The organism is Aquamicrobium lusatiense (genome assembly GCF_014201615.1).
In the GTDB taxonomy this organism is placed as follows: domain Bacteria; phylum Pseudomonadota; class Alphaproteobacteria; order Rhizobiales; family Rhizobiaceae; genus Mesorhizobium; species Mesorhizobium lusatiense.
Map to the genome: position 1 here is coordinate 51836 of NZ_JACHEU010000001.1, position 15559 is coordinate 67394.

20 protein-coding genes are annotated in these 15559 nt (G+C 61.5%); 8 read left to right on the forward strand and 12 right to left on the reverse strand.

All coding sequences use genetic code 11. The annotated features are described in order from the left end of the window. Positions 1-64 precede the first annotated feature (64 nt). Positions 65-967: a diacylglycerol/lipid kinase family protein gene (locus HNR59_RS00305; protein ID WP_183824345.1), complete on the forward strand. Its 903-nt coding sequence runs from the start codon at positions 65-67 to the stop codon at positions 965-967. 5 nt (positions 968-972) lie between these two features. On the opposite strand, the gene HNR59_RS00310 is transcribed toward HNR59_RS00305, so the two are convergent. From HNR59_RS00310 to HNR59_RS00325, 4 genes are all read right to left on the reverse strand, one after another. Beyond that, positions 973-1158, reverse strand: coding sequence for a hypothetical protein (locus HNR59_RS00310; protein ID WP_183824348.1), 186 nt, complete (start codon positions 1156-1158; stop codon positions 973-975). Between the two features lie 88 nt (positions 1159-1246). Further along, positions 1247-1657: a hypothetical protein gene (locus HNR59_RS00315; protein WP_343060557.1), complete on the reverse strand. Its 411-nt coding sequence runs from the start codon at positions 1655-1657 to the stop codon at positions 1247-1249. 70 nt (positions 1658-1727) lie between these two features. Further along, the gene (locus HNR59_RS00320; protein WP_183824355.1) at positions 1728-2054 is read right to left on the reverse strand and encodes an ElaB/YgaM/YqjD family protein; all 327 of its coding nucleotides are present in this window, start codon (positions 2052-2054) and stop codon (positions 1728-1730) included. A gap of 122 nt (positions 2055-2176) precedes the next feature. After that, positions 2177-2962 (reverse strand): Crp/Fnr family transcriptional regulator, encoded by a 786-nt coding sequence (locus HNR59_RS00325; protein WP_183824358.1) that lies wholly within the window; start codon positions 2960-2962, stop codon positions 2177-2179. Positions 2963-2964: 2 nt separating this feature from the next. On the opposite strand from HNR59_RS00325, the gene HNR59_RS00330 reads away from it, so the two are divergent. Then, the gene (locus HNR59_RS00330; RefSeq protein ID WP_246374433.1) at positions 2965-3489 is read left to right on the forward strand and encodes a response regulator; all 525 of its coding nucleotides are present in this window, start codon (positions 2965-2967) and stop codon (positions 3487-3489) included. Here HNR59_RS00330 and HNR59_RS00335 read toward each other — a convergent pair. Both HNR59_RS00335 and HNR59_RS00340 read right to left on the reverse strand, forming a co-directional pair. Next, entirely contained in the window at positions 3462-4010 is a 549-nt protein-coding gene (locus HNR59_RS00335; RefSeq protein WP_183824361.1) for a sigma-70 family RNA polymerase sigma factor, read from the reverse strand. The genes HNR59_RS00330 and HNR59_RS00335 overlap by 28 nt on opposite strands. Before the next feature lie 3 nt (positions 4011-4013). After that, positions 4014-4214 carry a NepR family anti-sigma factor gene (locus HNR59_RS00340; protein ID WP_183824364.1) on the reverse strand — a complete coding sequence of 67 codons (201 nt, stop codon included), beginning with the start codon at positions 4212-4214 and terminating at the stop codon, positions 4014-4016. A gap of 227 nt (positions 4215-4441) precedes the next feature. Here HNR59_RS00340 and HNR59_RS00345 point away from each other — a divergent pair, with 227 nt between their 5' ends. The 5 genes from HNR59_RS00345 to HNR59_RS00365 all read left to right on the forward strand — a co-directional run bounded on the left by HNR59_RS00345 (position 4442) and on the right by HNR59_RS00365 (position 7414). Further along, positions 4442-5239 carry a response regulator gene (locus HNR59_RS00345; RefSeq protein WP_183824367.1) on the forward strand — a complete coding sequence of 266 codons (798 nt, stop codon included), beginning with the start codon at positions 4442-4444 and terminating at the stop codon, positions 5237-5239. An 85-nt stretch (positions 5240-5324) separates the two neighbouring features. Then, positions 5325-5489: a DUF1328 domain-containing protein gene (locus HNR59_RS00350; protein ID WP_183824370.1), complete on the forward strand. Its 165-nt coding sequence runs from the start codon at positions 5325-5327 to the stop codon at positions 5487-5489. Between the two features lie 157 nt (positions 5490-5646). Beyond that, on the forward strand, positions 5647-6705 hold the full coding sequence (locus tag HNR59_RS00355; protein ID WP_183824375.1) for a sensor histidine kinase: 1059 nt from the start codon (positions 5647-5649) through the stop codon (positions 6703-6705). A gap of 46 nt (positions 6706-6751) precedes the next feature. Continuing rightward, positions 6752-7054, forward strand: a complete 303-nt coding sequence (locus HNR59_RS00360) for a hypothetical protein (protein WP_183824379.1) — start codon at positions 6752-6754, stop codon at positions 7052-7054. 111 nt (positions 7055-7165) lie between these two features. Beyond that, positions 7166-7414 carry a lipoprotein gene (locus HNR59_RS00365; RefSeq protein WP_183824382.1) on the forward strand — a complete coding sequence of 83 codons (249 nt, stop codon included), beginning with the start codon at positions 7166-7168 and terminating at the stop codon, positions 7412-7414. Between the two features lie 131 nt (positions 7415-7545). Here HNR59_RS00365 and HNR59_RS00370 read toward each other — a convergent pair whose 3' ends face one another. The 4 genes from HNR59_RS00370 to xylF form a co-directional block, all read right to left on the reverse strand. Further along, entirely contained in the window at positions 7546-9144 is a 1599-nt protein-coding gene (locus tag HNR59_RS00370; protein ID WP_183824385.1) for a CHASE domain-containing protein, read from the reverse strand. A gap of 95 nt (positions 9145-9239) precedes the next feature. Continuing rightward, entirely contained in the window at positions 9240-10040 is an 801-nt protein-coding gene (locus HNR59_RS00375) for an ATP-binding cassette domain-containing protein (protein WP_183824389.1), read from the reverse strand. A gap of 11 nt (positions 10041-10051) precedes the next feature. Further along, positions 10052-11368, reverse strand: a complete 1317-nt coding sequence (locus HNR59_RS00380) for a sugar ABC transporter permease (RefSeq protein WP_183824391.1) — start codon at positions 11366-11368, stop codon at positions 10052-10054. Positions 11369-11591: 223 nt separating this feature from the next. Further along, positions 11592-12632, reverse strand: coding sequence for a D-xylose ABC transporter substrate-binding protein (xylF, locus tag HNR59_RS00385; protein WP_183824398.1), 1041 nt, complete (start codon positions 12630-12632; stop codon positions 11592-11594). A gap of 251 nt (positions 12633-12883) precedes the next feature. Here xylF and HNR59_RS00390 point away from each other — a divergent pair, with 251 nt between their 5' ends. Then, positions 12884-14149, forward strand: coding sequence for an ROK family protein (locus HNR59_RS00390; protein ID WP_183824400.1), 1266 nt, complete (start codon positions 12884-12886; stop codon positions 14147-14149). Here the strand turns inward: HNR59_RS00390 and phoB are convergent. Together phoB and phoU are read right to left on the reverse strand one after the other, a co-directional pair. Beyond that, entirely contained in the window at positions 14136-14825 is a 690-nt protein-coding gene (gene phoB / locus HNR59_RS00395) for a phosphate regulon transcriptional regulator PhoB (protein WP_183824403.1), read from the reverse strand. The genes HNR59_RS00390 and phoB overlap by 14 nt on opposite strands. A gap of 22 nt (positions 14826-14847) precedes the next feature. Beyond that, on the reverse strand, positions 14848-15555 hold the full coding sequence (phoU, locus tag HNR59_RS00400) for a phosphate signaling complex protein PhoU (RefSeq protein ID WP_183824404.1): 708 nt from the start codon (positions 15553-15555) through the stop codon (positions 14848-14850). Positions 15556-15559 lie beyond the last annotated feature (4 nt).

Sequence of the window (15559 nt, forward strand, 5' to 3'; positions counted from 1 at the left end):
CGTTACATGCGGCGCCTGAGATACCTGCCGGCGCAATTCTTTTCGCGATCTGAAAGGATGCGACATGCGATTTTCCGCAGTGCTCAACAGGGACGGTGGAACGCTGCGCACGGCCGATCTCGACGGCTTTTGCGCCTTCATGTCCCGGACGTTGCAGGCAGCGGGCCATCATGTCGACATCGCCGTTGTATCCGGCACCGAAATGCCCGCCGCGATCGAAAAAGCGGCGGCGGCCCCGGATATTGACATTCTGCTTGCAGGCGGAGGCGACGGCACCATATCTGCCGCCGCTGCACGGCTGATGGGCAAGCAGAAGGCCCTTGCGGTCCTGCCAGCCGGCACCATGAACCTCTTTGCCCGCAGCCTTGGCATCCCCCAGTCACTTGAAGCCGCAGTGGAAAGCTTTGCGGCCGGCACATTGAGGAAGGTGGATATCGCCACGGCCAATGGGCGCCCTTTCATCCACCAGTTCTCCGTCGGCATGCACGCCCGCATGATCCACCTGCGCGACAAGATGGAATTCGGCTCGCGTCTGGGAAAGATCGGCGCATCCTTCAGGGCCGCCTGGGCAACGCTGATCGACCCGCCAGCGATGCATGTCACGCTGATCTTGAGCGAAACAGAGATAGAGGCACGCGCCAGCGCTGTCGGAATCACCAACAACCTGTTCGGCGAAGGTCATCTGCCCTATGCCGACGACCCGGCCGGCGGCATTCTGGGCATCTATCTGACGATGGCGCAGACGCGCGGCGCGGTGCTGAAGTTCGCTTTCAACGCGGCGCGCGGCAAATGGCGTGACAATGAGCATGTCGAAATCCATCAGGCCGAGCGACTGACGCTGAAAATACGCGCTTCAGGAAAAAAGCCTCATGCGGCCATGGACGGCGAACTTGTCGGGCTGGAAAACGAAACTGTCATCGAAATTCACCCGAAGGCTCTGAACGTTCTCGTTCCGGCGACAGTCTGAGGGGATCACTGCTGAGCCGGTACAGTCTCGGTGGCCGAGGTCTGCCCGGCGGGAGCATCAGGCTTGGGCACCAGCAGAGCGGTGGCGGCCCATGCCGCCAATGCCAGAACGATGGCGCAGATCAGGATGACGAGCACGCGGCTCCCTTTGCGTCCCTGCCTGACTGCCTGCTCGCGAAATATTCTGGCCATATCCTGCCTCCTTGCCGATGGCGGGGCGCGGATGCCCCACCTTGCAGGTTCAACGAGGCGGGAAAGCTATGGTTCCCGGCCAGAAACTTCAGTCCCGTTCGGCATCGGGATCAGGCCTGCGGCGGCGGGGCGCCGTGTTTTCACGGTAGATAACATAGGCCAGAACCGCCGCCGCCGGCCCAAGAATGAGACCCGGCCCGGCCTTGCTGCGCGCCAGCGCAGGCAGCACGGCTGCAAGCGCTGTCATGCCCAATGCCGTCATGTCAGCGCTTCGCCTTGTTTTGATGCGTCGCGCTCTCGAGCGCGCGCCAAGGCGGAATATCAGGACGATAAGCCCGGCAAGGAGGAGAAAGCCCACCCCGAAGCCGACGGATGTTTCAAGCGAGCCATAGTGACGGGCGGCCCAGACATAAAGCGCGCCGATGAGAAATCCGACGCCACACAACGCGGCAACCGCGGCCAGCCCGTAGCTTATCGCCGCGATTCTGGCTCGCTTCAATGCGTACGCGGTCTCGCCCGAGGCGAGACCGGTGATCAAAGATATGAGTGCCCCCATGGGATCGACGCCGTCAGCGGCGCGACAGGAGGCCGACCAGGAAGCCGAGGCCCGCAGCAATGGCAAGCGACGTGACCGGCTTTTCCCGAACGTTCACGAGAACCTGCTCTTCCAGATCACGGGCGTTGGTCTTCAGGCTGTCGATGGCTGCCTCACCCTGCACGCGCAGCTGCTCCACACCCTGTGCTGCGGCCTTGCGCGCTGTGCCATAACCCTGCTCGCCGGTTTCCGCGAGATGCTTGCCCAGCTTCTCGATATCGGCCTTGAGCTGACGAATCTCTTCTTCAAGGTCAACATTGTTCTTGTTGTCGGTCGCGGATTTTCCGGCTGCTGCGGCCATGATAAAACTCCTTGGTGGTTGATGTAGCCGGGATCACAACGCCGTGAAGGCACTAAGGTTCCAGCCCGATTGTCCGGAATGGAAGGCTTTTTTCACGCCCGAGTCCAGCGCGCATTGCAACTTCACACAAGCGGGCGCCGGCCCGTCCCCAGTCCCTCCCATCCGGCGATCACCATCAGTTCCTTCAGGTTGATGACCCTGCATCCCCCTTCCTGCCACTCGATCATGCCGAGGCGGGAGAGCTTGCGCAGCGTCTTGTTGGTATGGACAAGCGAGAGCCCGAGCGTATCGGCAACATGCTGCTGGGTGACGGGAATGATCAGGCGGCGTCCGCTGCCAAGTCCCGTGCAGCGCGCCCTTTCGTGAATGAAGGCGATGAGATATGCGGCCCGTTCCATGGCGCTGCGCCGGCCGACGCTGAGCAGGTTCTCGTCCAGCATGCGCTCTTCCCGCGAAGCCAGCCAGGTAATATCGTAGCCCAGCCCGGGGTGTTTTCTGTAGAGTTCCAGGAGCCTGCTTCGGTCGAACACGCACAGGATGGAGTCCGACAGCATTTCTATGGAATGCTGCATTTCCCCCTCGATGCTTCCCTGCAGCCCGATCAGATCACCCGGCATCAGGTAGTTCAGGATCTGCCGGCGGCCGTCTTCCAGCAGCTTGAAGCGGAACCCCCATCCGGACAGCAGGGTGTAAAGATGCGGCGTGCGGCTGCCCTCGACAAGAACGGCGCTCCCCTTCTGCGCCAGCAGTTCCCCTTTCTTGAAGCGATTGAGGAACTCCAGTTCGTCGGGCTCCGCTTCGCGAAACGCTGGCAGGGAGCGCAGGGGGCAGCTTTCGCAGGGATACAGCCTGCCCTGCACGGTGGCCGGCAGCACATATTGTTTTGTGTGTGTGGAGGTAATTGTCATCGTTGAGAAATCGCCTGCGCGCCGGAAGGTTCCTCCGCTACGGAAATGACGCCTCCCCTATGTCATTTTTAAATGACAGGAACATTCCCGAAACGGCATTCTGCCGTTTTCGGGAGTATCCGCCTGTGTCTGGCCCGCTTAACGGACTGCGAATCCTGCTCGTCGAGGACGAGTATCTTATTGCCATGGATGTAGAGACGATCTGCCTTGAGCAGGGGGCCGCCAGCGTCTCGATTGTCGGACGCAGTGCGGAACTGGAAGATGACACACTGTTGCAGGAAATCGACGCGGCCATCATCGATGTGATGCTGGCAGGAGTTCCGACATTCCCGTTCGCCGGGCGCCTGCAACAGGAAGGCATACCTTTCATATTCGCGTCTGCCCACGGGCAAAGCGAATATATCAGCACGCATTTTCCCGGCATAAAGCTCGTTGAAAAGCCTTATGCCGGATCCGATCTGGTTCAGGCCCTCGCCGAAGCGAGGGACGCATCGAGACCTCAGTCGGCCGGTGACGTCATCACCTGAGTTGAGATCGCGTCCGGCCCAAAATCCTCTTCCCCGGAAATCTTGAGAATTTCCTGCAGGCGTGTGCGTGCGCGGCTGACGCGGCTTTTGATCGTGCCAATTGCGCAATCGCAAATTTCAGCAGCTTCCTCATAGGAAAATCCGGAAGCTCCGATCAGGATGATCGCCTCGCGCTGGTCGTCCGGCAAGCGTTCAAGCGCGCTGCGGAAGTCCTTGAGGTCAAGCTGGCCGTGCTGGGCAGGGTGAACCGCCAGCCGCGCCGTCATGATGCCATCGCTGTCCTGAACCTCGCGTCCTCGCTTGCGCATCTGCGAGTAGAATTCGTTGCGCAAAATGGTGAACAGCCACGCCTTCAGATTGGTGCCCGGCTGAAAGCTCTCATGCTTGTCCCATGCCTTGACGAGCGTTTCCTGAACGAGATCGTCGGCCTTGTCGACATTCTGCGACAGCGAAACGGCGAATGCCCGCAGACTGGGTATAGATTTCAGAAGCTCGTCTTTAAAACCCGCGGATACGGCCATGCATCAGTCCTTGTCCTGAGACGTCTCGGCGTGCTCGAGTTGACTGAGCAATTGCGCAAAGCGATCAGGAACCTCGTCATGGACCAGATCGTCGTAATATTGCTTCAGCTTGCGTCCGATCTCGGAATTGGGTCCAAGATTGTCTTCGGCCCTGCCCTGGCGTCCCGGGGTTCCGGCCGCTCTGTTTTTATCCAATGTGTTCATTCTGCCTTTCGTCCCTACCCTGACCGTCTGTTGCATCACGCCGTCGCACGAAACGAAACAGACGCAGCCCCCGCTGGTTGATCGATCCGGGCGCAACGTCTCTTAGCCAAATTAGTTCCACGATTGTTGGAACTTTTTACATTCCTGCGGGTTTTCCGAACCTGAGGCCTTGCATAACCATGCATTCGGCCTTTCAAGCAACGCGTCACATGAGGGAGACGTATATCGTGAGTCTATCCGCCGCCATTGCCCCGCATCTGCCTTTCCTGCGCCGTTTCTCGCGAGCCGTCTCTGGCTCACAGGAAAGTGGCGACGCCCTCGTCGCGGCAATGCTTGAGGCGATCATCGCCGACACCAGCATCTTCCCGAAAGCCTCCAGCGACCGCATCGCCCTGTACAAGATATTCACGCGGATGTTCACCTCCGTTTCCATCCGCATTCCTCAGGACCAGTCCGAGGCGCCCGACTGGGAGCAGCGCGTGGCCGCCAATCTCAATGCTTTGGCCCCCCGCCCCCGTCAGGCTTTCCTGCTGGTTGCGGTCGAAGGCTTCGATGAAAACGAAGCCGCTGAAATTCTGGATCTGGACGACGCCAGCTTTTCGAGCCTTCTCTCGGAGGCCAGCAACGAAATTTCACGGCAGGTGGCTACAGATATTCTCATCATCGAGGACGAGCCGCTGATCGCCATGGACATCGAGGAAATGGTGGAAAGCCTCGGGCACCGTGTCGTTGGCATTGCACGCACCCACGCGGAAGCCGTCGGCATCTTCGCCAAGTCGCATCCGCGCATGGTTCTGGCCGACATTCAGCTTGCCGACGGCAGCTCGGGCATCGATGCGGTCAACGAAATCCTGGCCGCCACGTCCGTGCCGGTGATCTTCATCACCGCCTTCCCCGAGCGCCTGCTCACCGGCGAGCGCCCGGAACCGGCTTTCCTCGTCACCAAGCCGTTCAACCCCGACATGGTCAAGGCGCTGATCAGCCAGGCCCTGTTCTTCGACCGGCAGGCGAAGGCGGCCGCCTGATATTTTTGCACATGCCACGGAACCATAGGCCAGTGACGGCGTTTTCCTCCATAGACGCAAGAGAAGATAAAGAGGATAAAGATCAATGCTTTACTGGACCCTTGTATTCCTTGTGGTGGCCATCATCGCCGGTGCTCTCGGCTTTGGCGGCATCGCCGGAGCATCAGCCGGAATCGCCAAGATCCTCTTCTTCATCTTCCTGGCGTTCGTGGTCATATCGCTGCTGGCGGGCATTTTCCGCCGGGCCTGACCGCGTCGGTTTCCCCCAACTGGAAACCGCCCCCCTCAACCGGTTTCCAGCCGCCGCCGGGCAGCGCTTTCCAGAAGAGCACTGCCCGGCGGAACGCATTTTGACGAATTCTCTTTAGTAGGATAGCCCTACCGGCACCAAGAGAGCAGAACACAAAATGGGTTCAGACAACGGTTCCAGATCGCCTCTGCGGCCGGAAGAGGAGGTTATAGACCCTTCTCTTCGGGATGAATCCGTGCTTGGCCGGGCCTTGCTCCACGCGTTGCGAAACGCCGGCGTTTCCGTGTTGTTTCAGGATAACGAACTCAGAACCGTATGGGCCCGCAACATGGCCGCCCCGTGGATGCAGGGCAGCCAGGGCGACACCATCCTGCCCCCGTCCCAGACCGCCCGTATCATCGCGGCGCGGGAGGACACCATCGCCACCGGCAACGCCCACCGTTTCGAGATCAACGCTCCCGGGGAAGATGGCCTGCGGTGGTTCGAGATCTGGGTAGATCCCGATCACGACGAGCAGGGCAATATCCGCGGCGTCATGACCACCAAGGTGGAGACCACGGATCGCAAGCGCCGCGAGCAGAGCCTGCGCGCCTTGCTGCGGGAAGTTAGCCACCGCTCCAAGAACCTGCTGGCGATCATCCAGAGCATCGCCAGTCAGACCGGTCGGCATTCCGACAATATTTCCGATTTCCTGACCAGCTTTCAGGGCCGTCTGCAATCCCTTGCGGCATCTCAGGATCTTGTGACCTCGTCGAACTGGCGGGGAGCGGAGTTGCGCGAGCTGATCAACGGCCAGCTCGGCCACAACATCGCCTATGCCGACAGCGAGCTGATTTTTGAAGGGTCGAACCCCTATCTCAACCCCAATGCAGCGCTGCATATCGGCCTCGCCATGCATGAACTGGTCGTGAACTCCCTTTCCTACGGCGCACTGTCGCATCCGGGCAGCCGCATCACGGTGCGATCGAGGATGGAGCAACCCGAAGAGCTTGCTGATGCACCAGCGCTCCATCTGTCATGGATAGAGCAGCTGGACGAAGGCAGCGTGCTGCCTCCACACCGGGATTTCCGGCGCGTCACACTGGAGCGTGTCGTGCCGGCGGCACTGAGCGGACAGGCATCGCTCGAACTGGTGGACAACCGGCTGGAATATCATCTCGTCATACCAGCAGCGAATTTTGAGAGCACGGGCGAAGAATCCACCGCGACGCCTTAGGAACCTTACGTCAACCCGTGCGTTTTCTTTCCCAGAGGAAAACGCCATGGAACACATAGCCGCAGTTCTGCTGATTATCGGATGCTCCGGTGACCTGACGGAATGTGTCGAGTTGCCTGCTCCGGCTACAGTCTTTGAAACCTACGAAGAATGTCGGGTCGAACGCCAGCCCGCGCTGAAAGCGTTGTGGGGTCGCACGGACCGCGTTTTCGGCACCTGTATTCCGGTCGATCCGGCTCTTGAAGATGACTATGCCGAGATCGTTTGGAAGGTGCATCCGGACGGTAAGCTGGAAGCAAGTGTGGAGAAGGGCGAAACGCAAGTCGCTTCAAACGGTCATCACCCTTGAAAGAGCGATATTGCCCGGAAACAAAATCGCTGGCACAAGCTTGACGATATCGGCTTGTTCGGCAAGTGATCGCTGCAAGGCGAGGGAAAGAGAAGCGAGAGGAGTGACTAAATGCGGAAGATAATCGTCGCCCTGGCGGCAATCGTGGCACTGAGCGGCTGCACCACCACGGAACAGGACGTTGGTGTGGGTGCTGTCGCTGGCGCAGCCATCGGCGGCATTGCCGGCGGCACCAAGGGCGCCCTGATCGGCACCGCTGTCGGTGCTGGTTCCGGCTTGCTGGTGCGTAACCTGCGCAACGGCTACTGCCAGTATCGCGACCCGAACACGCGCCGGATTTACACGGCCCGCTGCAACTGACCGGCGAATGGGGCGCGCATCTTCCTCAGCCGGATAAGTTTTTCCGGACGGAAAGAGTTCTCCATGATCCTGCGAGAAAGGCCGGCTAAGCCGGCCTTTTTTCATGTCCGCGCCAGTGCGGTTCGAGCGCTTTACTTCAGCGGCACCTTGATCTCGACCTGCAGGCCGCTTGGCAGGAAACGGCGGTCTATCGAGCCGTAAAGCTCGCGGGTAATGTTCATATTGATGAGCTTGGTGCCGAAGCCCGTCGTTGCGGGCTCCTTGAGGTCCGCCTGTCCGGACTCGCGCCAGTTCAGGACAAGCGATTTGTTTCGACCGGCCCTTTCCACCCGCCATTCCACCTTGAGCGCGTCGACCGAGTTTCCCGCCTCGCCATATTTCAGTGCATTCGTCGCAAGCTCGTGAAAAGTAAGGCCAAGCGCCTGCGTGGCTGTCTCGTCGAGCAACACCTGCGGACCTGACAGCAGCCCCTCGGGCAGATCCTTGCCAAACACCTGACCGAGTTCGATCCGCAGCAGTTCGCGCAGATCCGCCTTCTGCCAGCGCGAACGCGTGAGCATGTCCTGCGAGGCGGCCATTGCCTGCAGGCGCGCCGCGAAGGAATCGGAAAACTCCTTCACATCGGCGGAATGCGAAGCAGTCTGGCGCGCAATGGCCAGAACCCGCGTTATGAGATTCTTGATCCTGTGCTTCATTTCCTGAAGCATCAGATCCTTTTCGACCAGACTGTGCTCGGCTGTCTGGTGCAGCTTTTCAGCCGCATCGTAAGCCCGCTCCTTGTAACGGGCAACGAGCGCGATGGCGCCTGCGAGCAGCAGGCCGAAGAGCCCGAGCATCACGGGAATGGCACGCGACGAAGGCGGGGAGAATGCCGTCGTCGGCTCGAACTGCAGGGTCCATTGCCGACCGGCGATCGTAAGCCGCCGGATGTCCACGATCCTGCCCACACCGGTGACGGCTGGCGTGGCGGAAGTGAAAATCTGGTTCTGCGCTTCTATGGCGCCATCGTAGATTTCCAGATGAACAGGCAGCAGCGGCAGGCGCCGCAAAGCCGTCTGGAACAGCTCACTCGCCTGAAACGCCGCGTACAGAACACCGGGCGCAGCGGAAGCCTCGCCGGAAGTGCCGGCTTTGAGGCGGGAAAAGACGATAAAACCCGGATAAGGCTCGACGCCACTGTTCCCACCCAGCATCATCGGGGCCGTGGCATGCTGCGTGTCGTCGCGCATGGTCGCTTCTATCGCCTGCCGGCGAATGGGTTCGCTGAACATGTCGAAACCAAGCAACGTGTCGCTGGATGGCTTCAGCGGCTCGAAGAAAACCACCGGCGCACGCCACTTCTGATCCGACTGGGGATAGATCTGACGTTCCACCCCCTGTTCGTCACGAATCCGGCGTTCAACGAGCGCCTCGCTCCCCACGTCAACGAGCTGCAGAAAACCGATGCCGCGCAGGCCGGGAAAGCTGCCCTCTATATCAAGCGCCGAAATGAAAGCCCGGAATTCATTTGCCGAAACACGGTTATTATGTACCGCGAAGAATGCCTGGGTGGCCTTGAGCAGGGTCAGATGCAGATCAAGGCGGGTTTCGATGCGCGAAATGGCGTCATCCACGGTCGCTTCAAACTTGATGCGCGTCGCTTCCTGCGTCGCGAAATAAGCGAAACCGGCCATCACCATGCTGATCAGCGCGACAGCCAGGAATGTCAGAAGCGGAAAAAGTTTCTTCAACTGGCGACGCTACTCCGAAGCAGGGAATGCATTTCTAGCAAGTCCTCACGCCAAGGCAAGCAGGGCTCGGAGAAGCGCCGGTAACGGCACGGCTGTCACGCGGCGATTTTAAGGGCTCCCGGCCCCGGAACGGCACCGGGCGGGCATTTGCCCAGAATGATCATGCCAAGAACCTCGTCCTGCGTGACGTCCTGTGTCCGTGCCGTGCCGACCACCTGCCCGTTTTTCATGACGCATACCCGGTCGGCGAGATCGAACACGTCATGAATGTCGTGGCTGATGAGGAAGATGCCGATGCCGTCGGCCTTGAGCTGGCGCACCAGTTCGCCGACCTGCGCCGTCTCCTGCGGACCGAGCGCCGCCGTCGGCTCGTCCATGATGAGGATGCGCGCGTTGAACAGGATGGCGCGGGCGATCGCCACTGACTGGCGCTGCCCGCCGGAGAGCTTGATCACCGGCTCCTTGAAGCGCTGGAAGCGCGGATTGAGGCGGCCCATGACCTTGCGCGCCTCAGCTTCCATGGCGACGTCGTCAAGCGTATTCCAGCGCGTCATCAGTTCGCGGCCGAGGAACAGATTGGCCGCCGCATCGACATTGTCGGCCAGCGCCAGCGTCTGGTAGATCGTCTCGATGCCATATTTCTTGGCGTCGCGCGGATTGTTGATCGACGCCTCCTCGCCATTGACGAAGATCTGCCCGGCATCGCGCTTGTAGGCGCCGGACAGGATCTTGATCAGCGTCGATTTGCCGGCGCCGTTGTGGCCGAGCAGCGCCACCACCTCGCCCGGATAGAGATCGACCGATGCGTCATCGACGGCGCGAATGCCGCCAAAGGCGATGGAGATGTTGCGCATGTCGATGAGCGGGACGGCGCTGCCGTTTCGGGACTCTGCCATGGCCGTTCCTCCTAAACCCGCTTGCGGTAGACGGTGTCGAGCCACACCGCGATGACCAGAACGGCACCGACGACGATGTTCTGCAGGGGCGAGTCGATGCCGAGCAGGACCATTCCCGATTGCAGCGATTGCATCAGCAGCGCGCCGAGCATCGCCCCGATGATGGTGCCGGAACCGCCCGCCAGCGACGTGCCGCCGATGACGGCGGCCGCGATGACCAGAAGCTCGTCCAGCGTCCCCAGCGCATTGGTCGCCGCGTTGAGGCGGGCCGAGGAGATGGCTGCGCTGATCGCCACCAGCACGCCCATGATCATGAACACCTTCATGGTCACCCAGCGCGTGTTGATGCCAGCAAGGTTAGCCGCCTCCGGATTGCCGCCGATGGCGAACACGTAGCGTCCGAAGCGGGTGCGGTTGGTCACGAAGGTCATGATGATGCCGACCGCGACGGCCATCAGCACCGGAATGGCGATGCCATGGGCGATGAACAATCCCCCTTCCGGCACCTCGATGCCCTGCGCCGCTGCATAGCGGCGTACGATGCCCACCGGCCATGGATAGGAATTGGCAACCCATACCGCGCCCAGAATGGCGGCGCAGGCGACGCCCCCCAGAAGCAATTCGGCCCATACCGGCCGCAAGGGGAAGCGGAACCGCTGGCGCTGGCGGCGGCCACTGATCATCAGAAAGGCGACGCCAAGACATCCGGCCACGGCCACGACCCAGCTCCAGCCGGCGCCGATTGCACCCAGCGGTCCGCCGCCCATCAGCTGAAATGTTGCATCGAGCGGCGCGACGGTCTGCCCGCTCGTCACCCACCACGCGGCGCCACGCCAGATCAGCAGCCCGCCAAGGGTGACGATGAAAGCCGGCACTTCAAGATAGGCAATGATGAAACCCTGCAACGCACCGATGAGGAGCCCCGCAAGGATGCCGCAGGCTAGGGCGATCACCCAGATCCACGGATCGCCCAGCGAAAAGCCGAACACGCGGATCAGGATCTGCGCCTGCAGCACGCCCATGACCATGCCGACGATGCCCTCCATGGAGCCCACCGACAGGTCGATGTTGCGCAGCACGATGACCAGCACCATGCCGGTTGCCATGATGGCCACGGAAGATGTCTGGACCGAGAGGTTCCACAGGTTGCGCGGCGTCAGGAACAGGCCGCCGGAAAGAAAGTGAAGCAGGAGCCAGATCAGCACCAGCGCCCCCAGCATGCCGAGCATGCGGGTGTCGAGCTCCGTCGCCTTGAGGAACTTCGCCAGCGGCCCGAGATCGGCCTCCCGCGCCCGGTCGCCCGTCGCCGCCGAGGTCGCATCACTCATGGTTTCCTCCCACCGGCCGGTTCTGGCCGTCAAATGCGCCGCACCATCATGCTAGACCAAATCCGGCAAAAGTGCACAGCGGTCTTGCAAACCGGGGCAGCAAACGCCCCGGCCTGGCCAATCGCTTCGGAAATTTGAGGGTTTCATGCCGGGCATGACACGGCAGACAGCCACATCCTGCGGGAAGCGCAGGCACCCCAACGCTTCCCGTAAACTGGACAGCTCAGTCGCAGGCAGCGACACTGCCTGCCGCAACGCCTGTGCAGACCGCATCCTTGGTGATCCAGCCGGCATCGATGACGACGTTGAGATTGTCCCTGGTGATCGCAATCGGCGTCAGGAACACGGACTTGACGGTATTGCCGCCGGGCGTGGTGAAGTCCTGCACATTGGCGATGGCAGTCATTTCCTTGCCGTCGGCCAGTTCGCTGGCGATCTGCGCGGCGTTCTTGCCAAGCTCACGCGCATCTTTCCACACCGACACGGTCTGGGTGCCGAGCGCGATGCGGTTCAGCGCGGCATGGTCGCCATCCTGACCCGAAACCGGCACCGAGCCGGCAAGGCCCTGCGCCTGAAGTGCGGCGATCGCGCCACCGGCAGTGCCGTCATTGGAGGCCACCACCGCATCGACCTTGTTGTCGTTGGCGGTCAGGAACTGCTCCATGTTCTTCTGGGCATTGGCCGGCAGCCAGCCATCGGTATAGGCCTCGCCGACATTCTTGATCGCGCCGGAATCCAGCGCTTCCTTCAGCACCTCGACCTGCCCGGAGAACAGGAAGTCGGCATTGGGATCGGCACCGGAGCCCTTGATGAAGACATAATTGCCTTCCGGCTTCAGCTTGAACACCTCGCGGGCCTGCATGCGGCCCACTTCCTTGTTGTCGAAGGTGAGATAGAAAACGTCACTATTCTCGATCAGGCGGTCATAGCCGACGACCGGAATGCCCTCGTCGAGCGCCTTCTGAACGGCCGGGCCGATGGCCGAGGCATCCTGTGCCAGAATGATGAGCGCATTGGCGCCCTGGCTGATCAGGCTTTCGACGTCGGTGAGCTGCTTAGAGGCGGACGATTGCGCGTCAGCCGATATGTACTTGTCGCCCGCCGCCTCGATCGCGGCCTTCATCGCCGCTTCGTCGGTCTTCCAGCGCTCTTCCTGGAAATTCGACCAGGACACGCCGATGACCTTGTCCTTCGCCTGTGCGGCGAGGGGAAGCGTCAGAGACAAGGCGACACCTGCCAGAATGGCAGCCGTAAAATTCCTCATGATTTCCTCCCTGCGCCCATGGGCGCGACGTTGTGACCCGCAAACAAGCCATGCCGGTGAACAAGCCGGGCGAGAACTTTTTTTCGAGCCTCGAAAAAATGTGGCGCAACGACCTGACCGTGTCAACGGATTTTCTGACCAACCGTGAATTATTTCGAAACCCGAATTAAATAATGACAGCCTTCGCCGCTTCTGACAAAGTTCACTGCCTGCTATGCAGCGTCGGCACGCAGGGAGGAAGAGTACAGGTAATGACTGTTGGAATGCGGCACGACGATCTGCGCCGGCGCAACCGCGCCATGGTCATTGCGGCCGCGCGGCGTGGCGGACAGGTTTCCCGCACCGAAATCACGACTATCACGGGTCTCAGCCATTCCACCATCTCCGCTATTTCCGCCGACCTGATCGCCGAGGGCATTCTGGCCGAGGCCCGACAGGATGATGCCCCTGCCCTCAGACGCGGAAGGCCCCAGATCGGGCTCGAACTCGACCCCGCAGCAGCCAGCGTGGTAACGCTGATGCTGTCCCTCAACAGCCTCTCCGCCGTCCGGCTCGATTATTCGGGAGCTGTTCTGGACGAAGAGCAGTTGCGGCTCGACACGCGCGCCCTCTCCCGCGAGGCACTGATCGGCGAATGCGTGGCAGTGCTTCAACGATGCCTTGCTCACCCCGCAGCAAAGGCTGGCCCGCCATTGCGTATCGTCTTTGCCGTTCAGGGCATTACTGACGCGGAAGCGCGTTCCATGCTGTGGTCTCCGATCACCCCGCACACGGACATCCCCTTCGCCGACATTCTGGAAGCGGAATTCTCTGTTCCCGTAACGGTGGAGAACGACTGCAACATGATGGCCGAGGCGCTGCGCTGGCGCGATCCGGCCCGCTATCGCGACGATTTCATCGCCATATTGCTCTCGCACGGCATCGGCATGGGGCTGGTGCTCAAGGGCGAGATGTTCACCGGCACCCATTCCTCGGGCGTCGAATTCGGACACATGGTCCATAGGCCGGACGGGGCGCTGTGCCGTTGCGGGCGGCGCGGCTGCATCGAAGCCTATGCAGGAAGCTACGCCATCTGGCGCAGCGCCGCCGGCCATGACCAGAACGAGGAGCCCCGGGGCGATATCGGGGAAGCGGAGATGCGGGCGCTGGCGGAAGCGGCCCGGGACCATGAAGGACGCGAGCGCGAGGCGTTCCGCATCGCAGGCGAAGCGCTCGGCTTCGGCCTTGGCAGCCTGTTTGCGCTCATCGACCCTGCCCCGGTGGCATTGGTCGGCCTCAATGCAGCCGCCTTCGACCTGATCGAACCGTCCCTGCGCGATGCCATCGCACGCACTGCCGGCGGCCAGCATTCCGGCTCGATCAGCTTCAGCATCGAGCCGGACCAGATCGCCCTGCTGCGCGAAGGCTGCGCCATGCGCGCGCTGACTTATGTCGATGACCGGATTTTTGCCGGCGGGCGGTCCCTGCAGGACGGCCCGGCCGCGCGTCACTCTTCCCTGCCCGTCACTCTTCCCTGATCGCGTAGCCTGAACCGCGAACGGTGCGGATCACGTCGGGCATGCGGCCGGTGTTGACGGCCTTGCGCAGCCGCCCGACATGCACGTCGACAGTACGCTCGTCGATGTAGATCGTCTCGCCCCAGACATTGTCCAGCAACTGTCCGCGCGAGAAGACGCGGCCGGGATGCTGCATCATGAATTCGAGCAGGCGGAACTCGGTCGGCCCCAGCCGGATCTCGCTCTTCTTGCGATAGACGCGGTGCTGTTCGCGGTCGAGCACGATGTCGCCCACCTTGAGCACAGAGGACAGCACTTCCGGCTTGGCGCGGCGCAGAAGCGCCTTCACGCGCGCCACCAGCTCGGGCATGGAGAAGGGCTTGACCAGATAGTCGTCGGCGCCGGTGGAAAGGCCGCGCACCCGGTCGCTTTCCTCCCCGCGCGCCGTCAGCATGATGATGGGCAGCCGTTCGGTCTGCTCGCGCATGCGCAGGCGCCGGCACAGTTCGATGCCGGAGATCGCCGGAACCATCCAGTCGAGCACCAGAAGGTCCGGCACGTTTTCCTGCAGCCGCAACTCGGCCTCGTCACCGCGCGTGACGATCTCGACCTGATAGCCTTCGGCTTCGAGGTTGTAGCGCAGAAGCACGCCCAACGGCTCTTCGTCCTCAACCACCATGATGCGGGGTGCAATCATGCTTCGTCTCCTCGATCCTGCTTCAAACCGCAGGTGCCGGTATGCCAGTCTCGTCCTGCTTGGGACGATGAGCCGGCAACTGCTCGCCGGTCAGCACATAATAGGCATTTTCGGCAATATTGGTCACGTGGTCGCCAATGCGCTCCAGGTTCTTCGCACAGAAAAGCAGATGCGTGCAGGCCGTGATGTTGCGCGCGTCCTCCATCATGTAGGTCAGCAGTTCGCGGAACACAGAGGTGTATTTGACGTCGACCAGCTCGTCTTCGTCGCGCAGCCGCACCAGCCCTTCCGGGTTGCGCGCGCCATATTCGTCGATGACGCCCTGAACCTGCTCAAGAACCAGTTCGGACATGTCTTCGATGGAGCGGGCGAAAGCGCGCGGCACGCTCGACTGACCGACCGCATCGACGCGCTTGGCGATGTTCTTGGCCAGATCGCCGATGCGTTCGAGATCGCCGGCCATGCGGATCGCGCCCACGATGGCACGCAGGTCCTGCGCCATCGGCTGGCGCTTGCCGATCAGTGTGATGGCGCGGTCGTCCAGACGACGCTGCAACTCGTCCATCACCGCATCCTCGGAGATGACGCGCTGGGCCAGCGCAGTGTCCGGTACGATCAGGCTCTGCGTCGCCTCATCGACCATAGACCCGGCAAGGCTGACCATGTCACGCACCAGCCCTTCGATCTCGCCAAGATCGTCGTCGAAGGCGGTCACCGTATGAGCACCCATTATA

What these genes read in the sequence shown, in the direction of transcription:
- HNR59_RS00340 (WP_183824364.1), bottom strand. Translation starts at nt 4,214, where the DNA reads ATGAACACATTGGATAAAAACAGAGCGGCCGGAACCCCGGGACGCCAG.
- HNR59_RS00305 (WP_183824345.1), top strand. Translation starts at nt 65, where the DNA reads ATGCGATTTTCCGCAGTGCTCAACAGGGACGGTGGAACGCTGCGCACG.
- phoU (WP_183824404.1), bottom strand. Translation starts at nt 15,555, where the DNA reads ATGGGTGCTCATACGGTGACCGCCTTCGACGACGATCTTGGCGAGATC.
- HNR59_RS00360 (WP_183824379.1), top strand. Translation starts at nt 6,752, where the DNA reads ATGGAACACATAGCCGCAGTTCTGCTGATTATCGGATGCTCCGGTGAC.
- HNR59_RS00390 (WP_183824400.1), top strand. Translation starts at nt 12,884, where the DNA reads ATGACTGTTGGAATGCGGCACGACGATCTGCGCCGGCGCAACCGCGCC.
- xylF (WP_183824398.1), bottom strand. Translation starts at nt 12,632, where the DNA reads ATGAGGAATTTTACGGCTGCCATTCTGGCAGGTGTCGCCTTGTCTCTG.
- HNR59_RS00325 (WP_183824358.1), bottom strand. Translation starts at nt 2,962, where the DNA reads ATGACAATTACCTCCACACACACAAAACAATATGTGCTGCCGGCCACC.
- HNR59_RS00365 (WP_183824382.1), top strand. Translation starts at nt 7,166, where the DNA reads ATGCGGAAGATAATCGTCGCCCTGGCGGCAATCGTGGCACTGAGCGGC.
- HNR59_RS00380 (WP_183824391.1), bottom strand. Translation starts at nt 11,368, where the DNA reads ATGAGTGATGCGACCTCGGCGGCGACGGGCGACCGGGCGCGGGAGGCC.
- HNR59_RS00350 (WP_183824370.1), top strand. Translation starts at nt 5,325, where the DNA reads ATGCTTTACTGGACCCTTGTATTCCTTGTGGTGGCCATCATCGCCGGT.
- HNR59_RS00355 (WP_183824375.1), top strand. Translation starts at nt 5,647, where the DNA reads ATGGGTTCAGACAACGGTTCCAGATCGCCTCTGCGGCCGGAAGAGGAG.
- HNR59_RS00320 (WP_183824355.1), bottom strand. Translation starts at nt 2,054, where the DNA reads ATGGCCGCAGCAGCCGGAAAATCCGCGACCGACAACAAGAACAATGTT.
- HNR59_RS00310 (WP_183824348.1), bottom strand. Translation starts at nt 1,158, where the DNA reads ATGGCCAGAATATTTCGCGAGCAGGCAGTCAGGCAGGGACGCAAAGGG.
- HNR59_RS00375 (WP_183824389.1), bottom strand. Translation starts at nt 10,040, where the DNA reads ATGGCAGAGTCCCGAAACGGCAGCGCCGTCCCGCTCATCGACATGCGC.
- phoB (WP_183824403.1), bottom strand. Translation starts at nt 14,825, where the DNA reads ATGATTGCACCCCGCATCATGGTGGTTGAGGACGAAGAGCCGTTGGGC.
- HNR59_RS00335 (WP_183824361.1), bottom strand. Translation starts at nt 4,010, where the DNA reads ATGGCCGTATCCGCGGGTTTTAAAGACGAGCTTCTGAAATCTATACCC.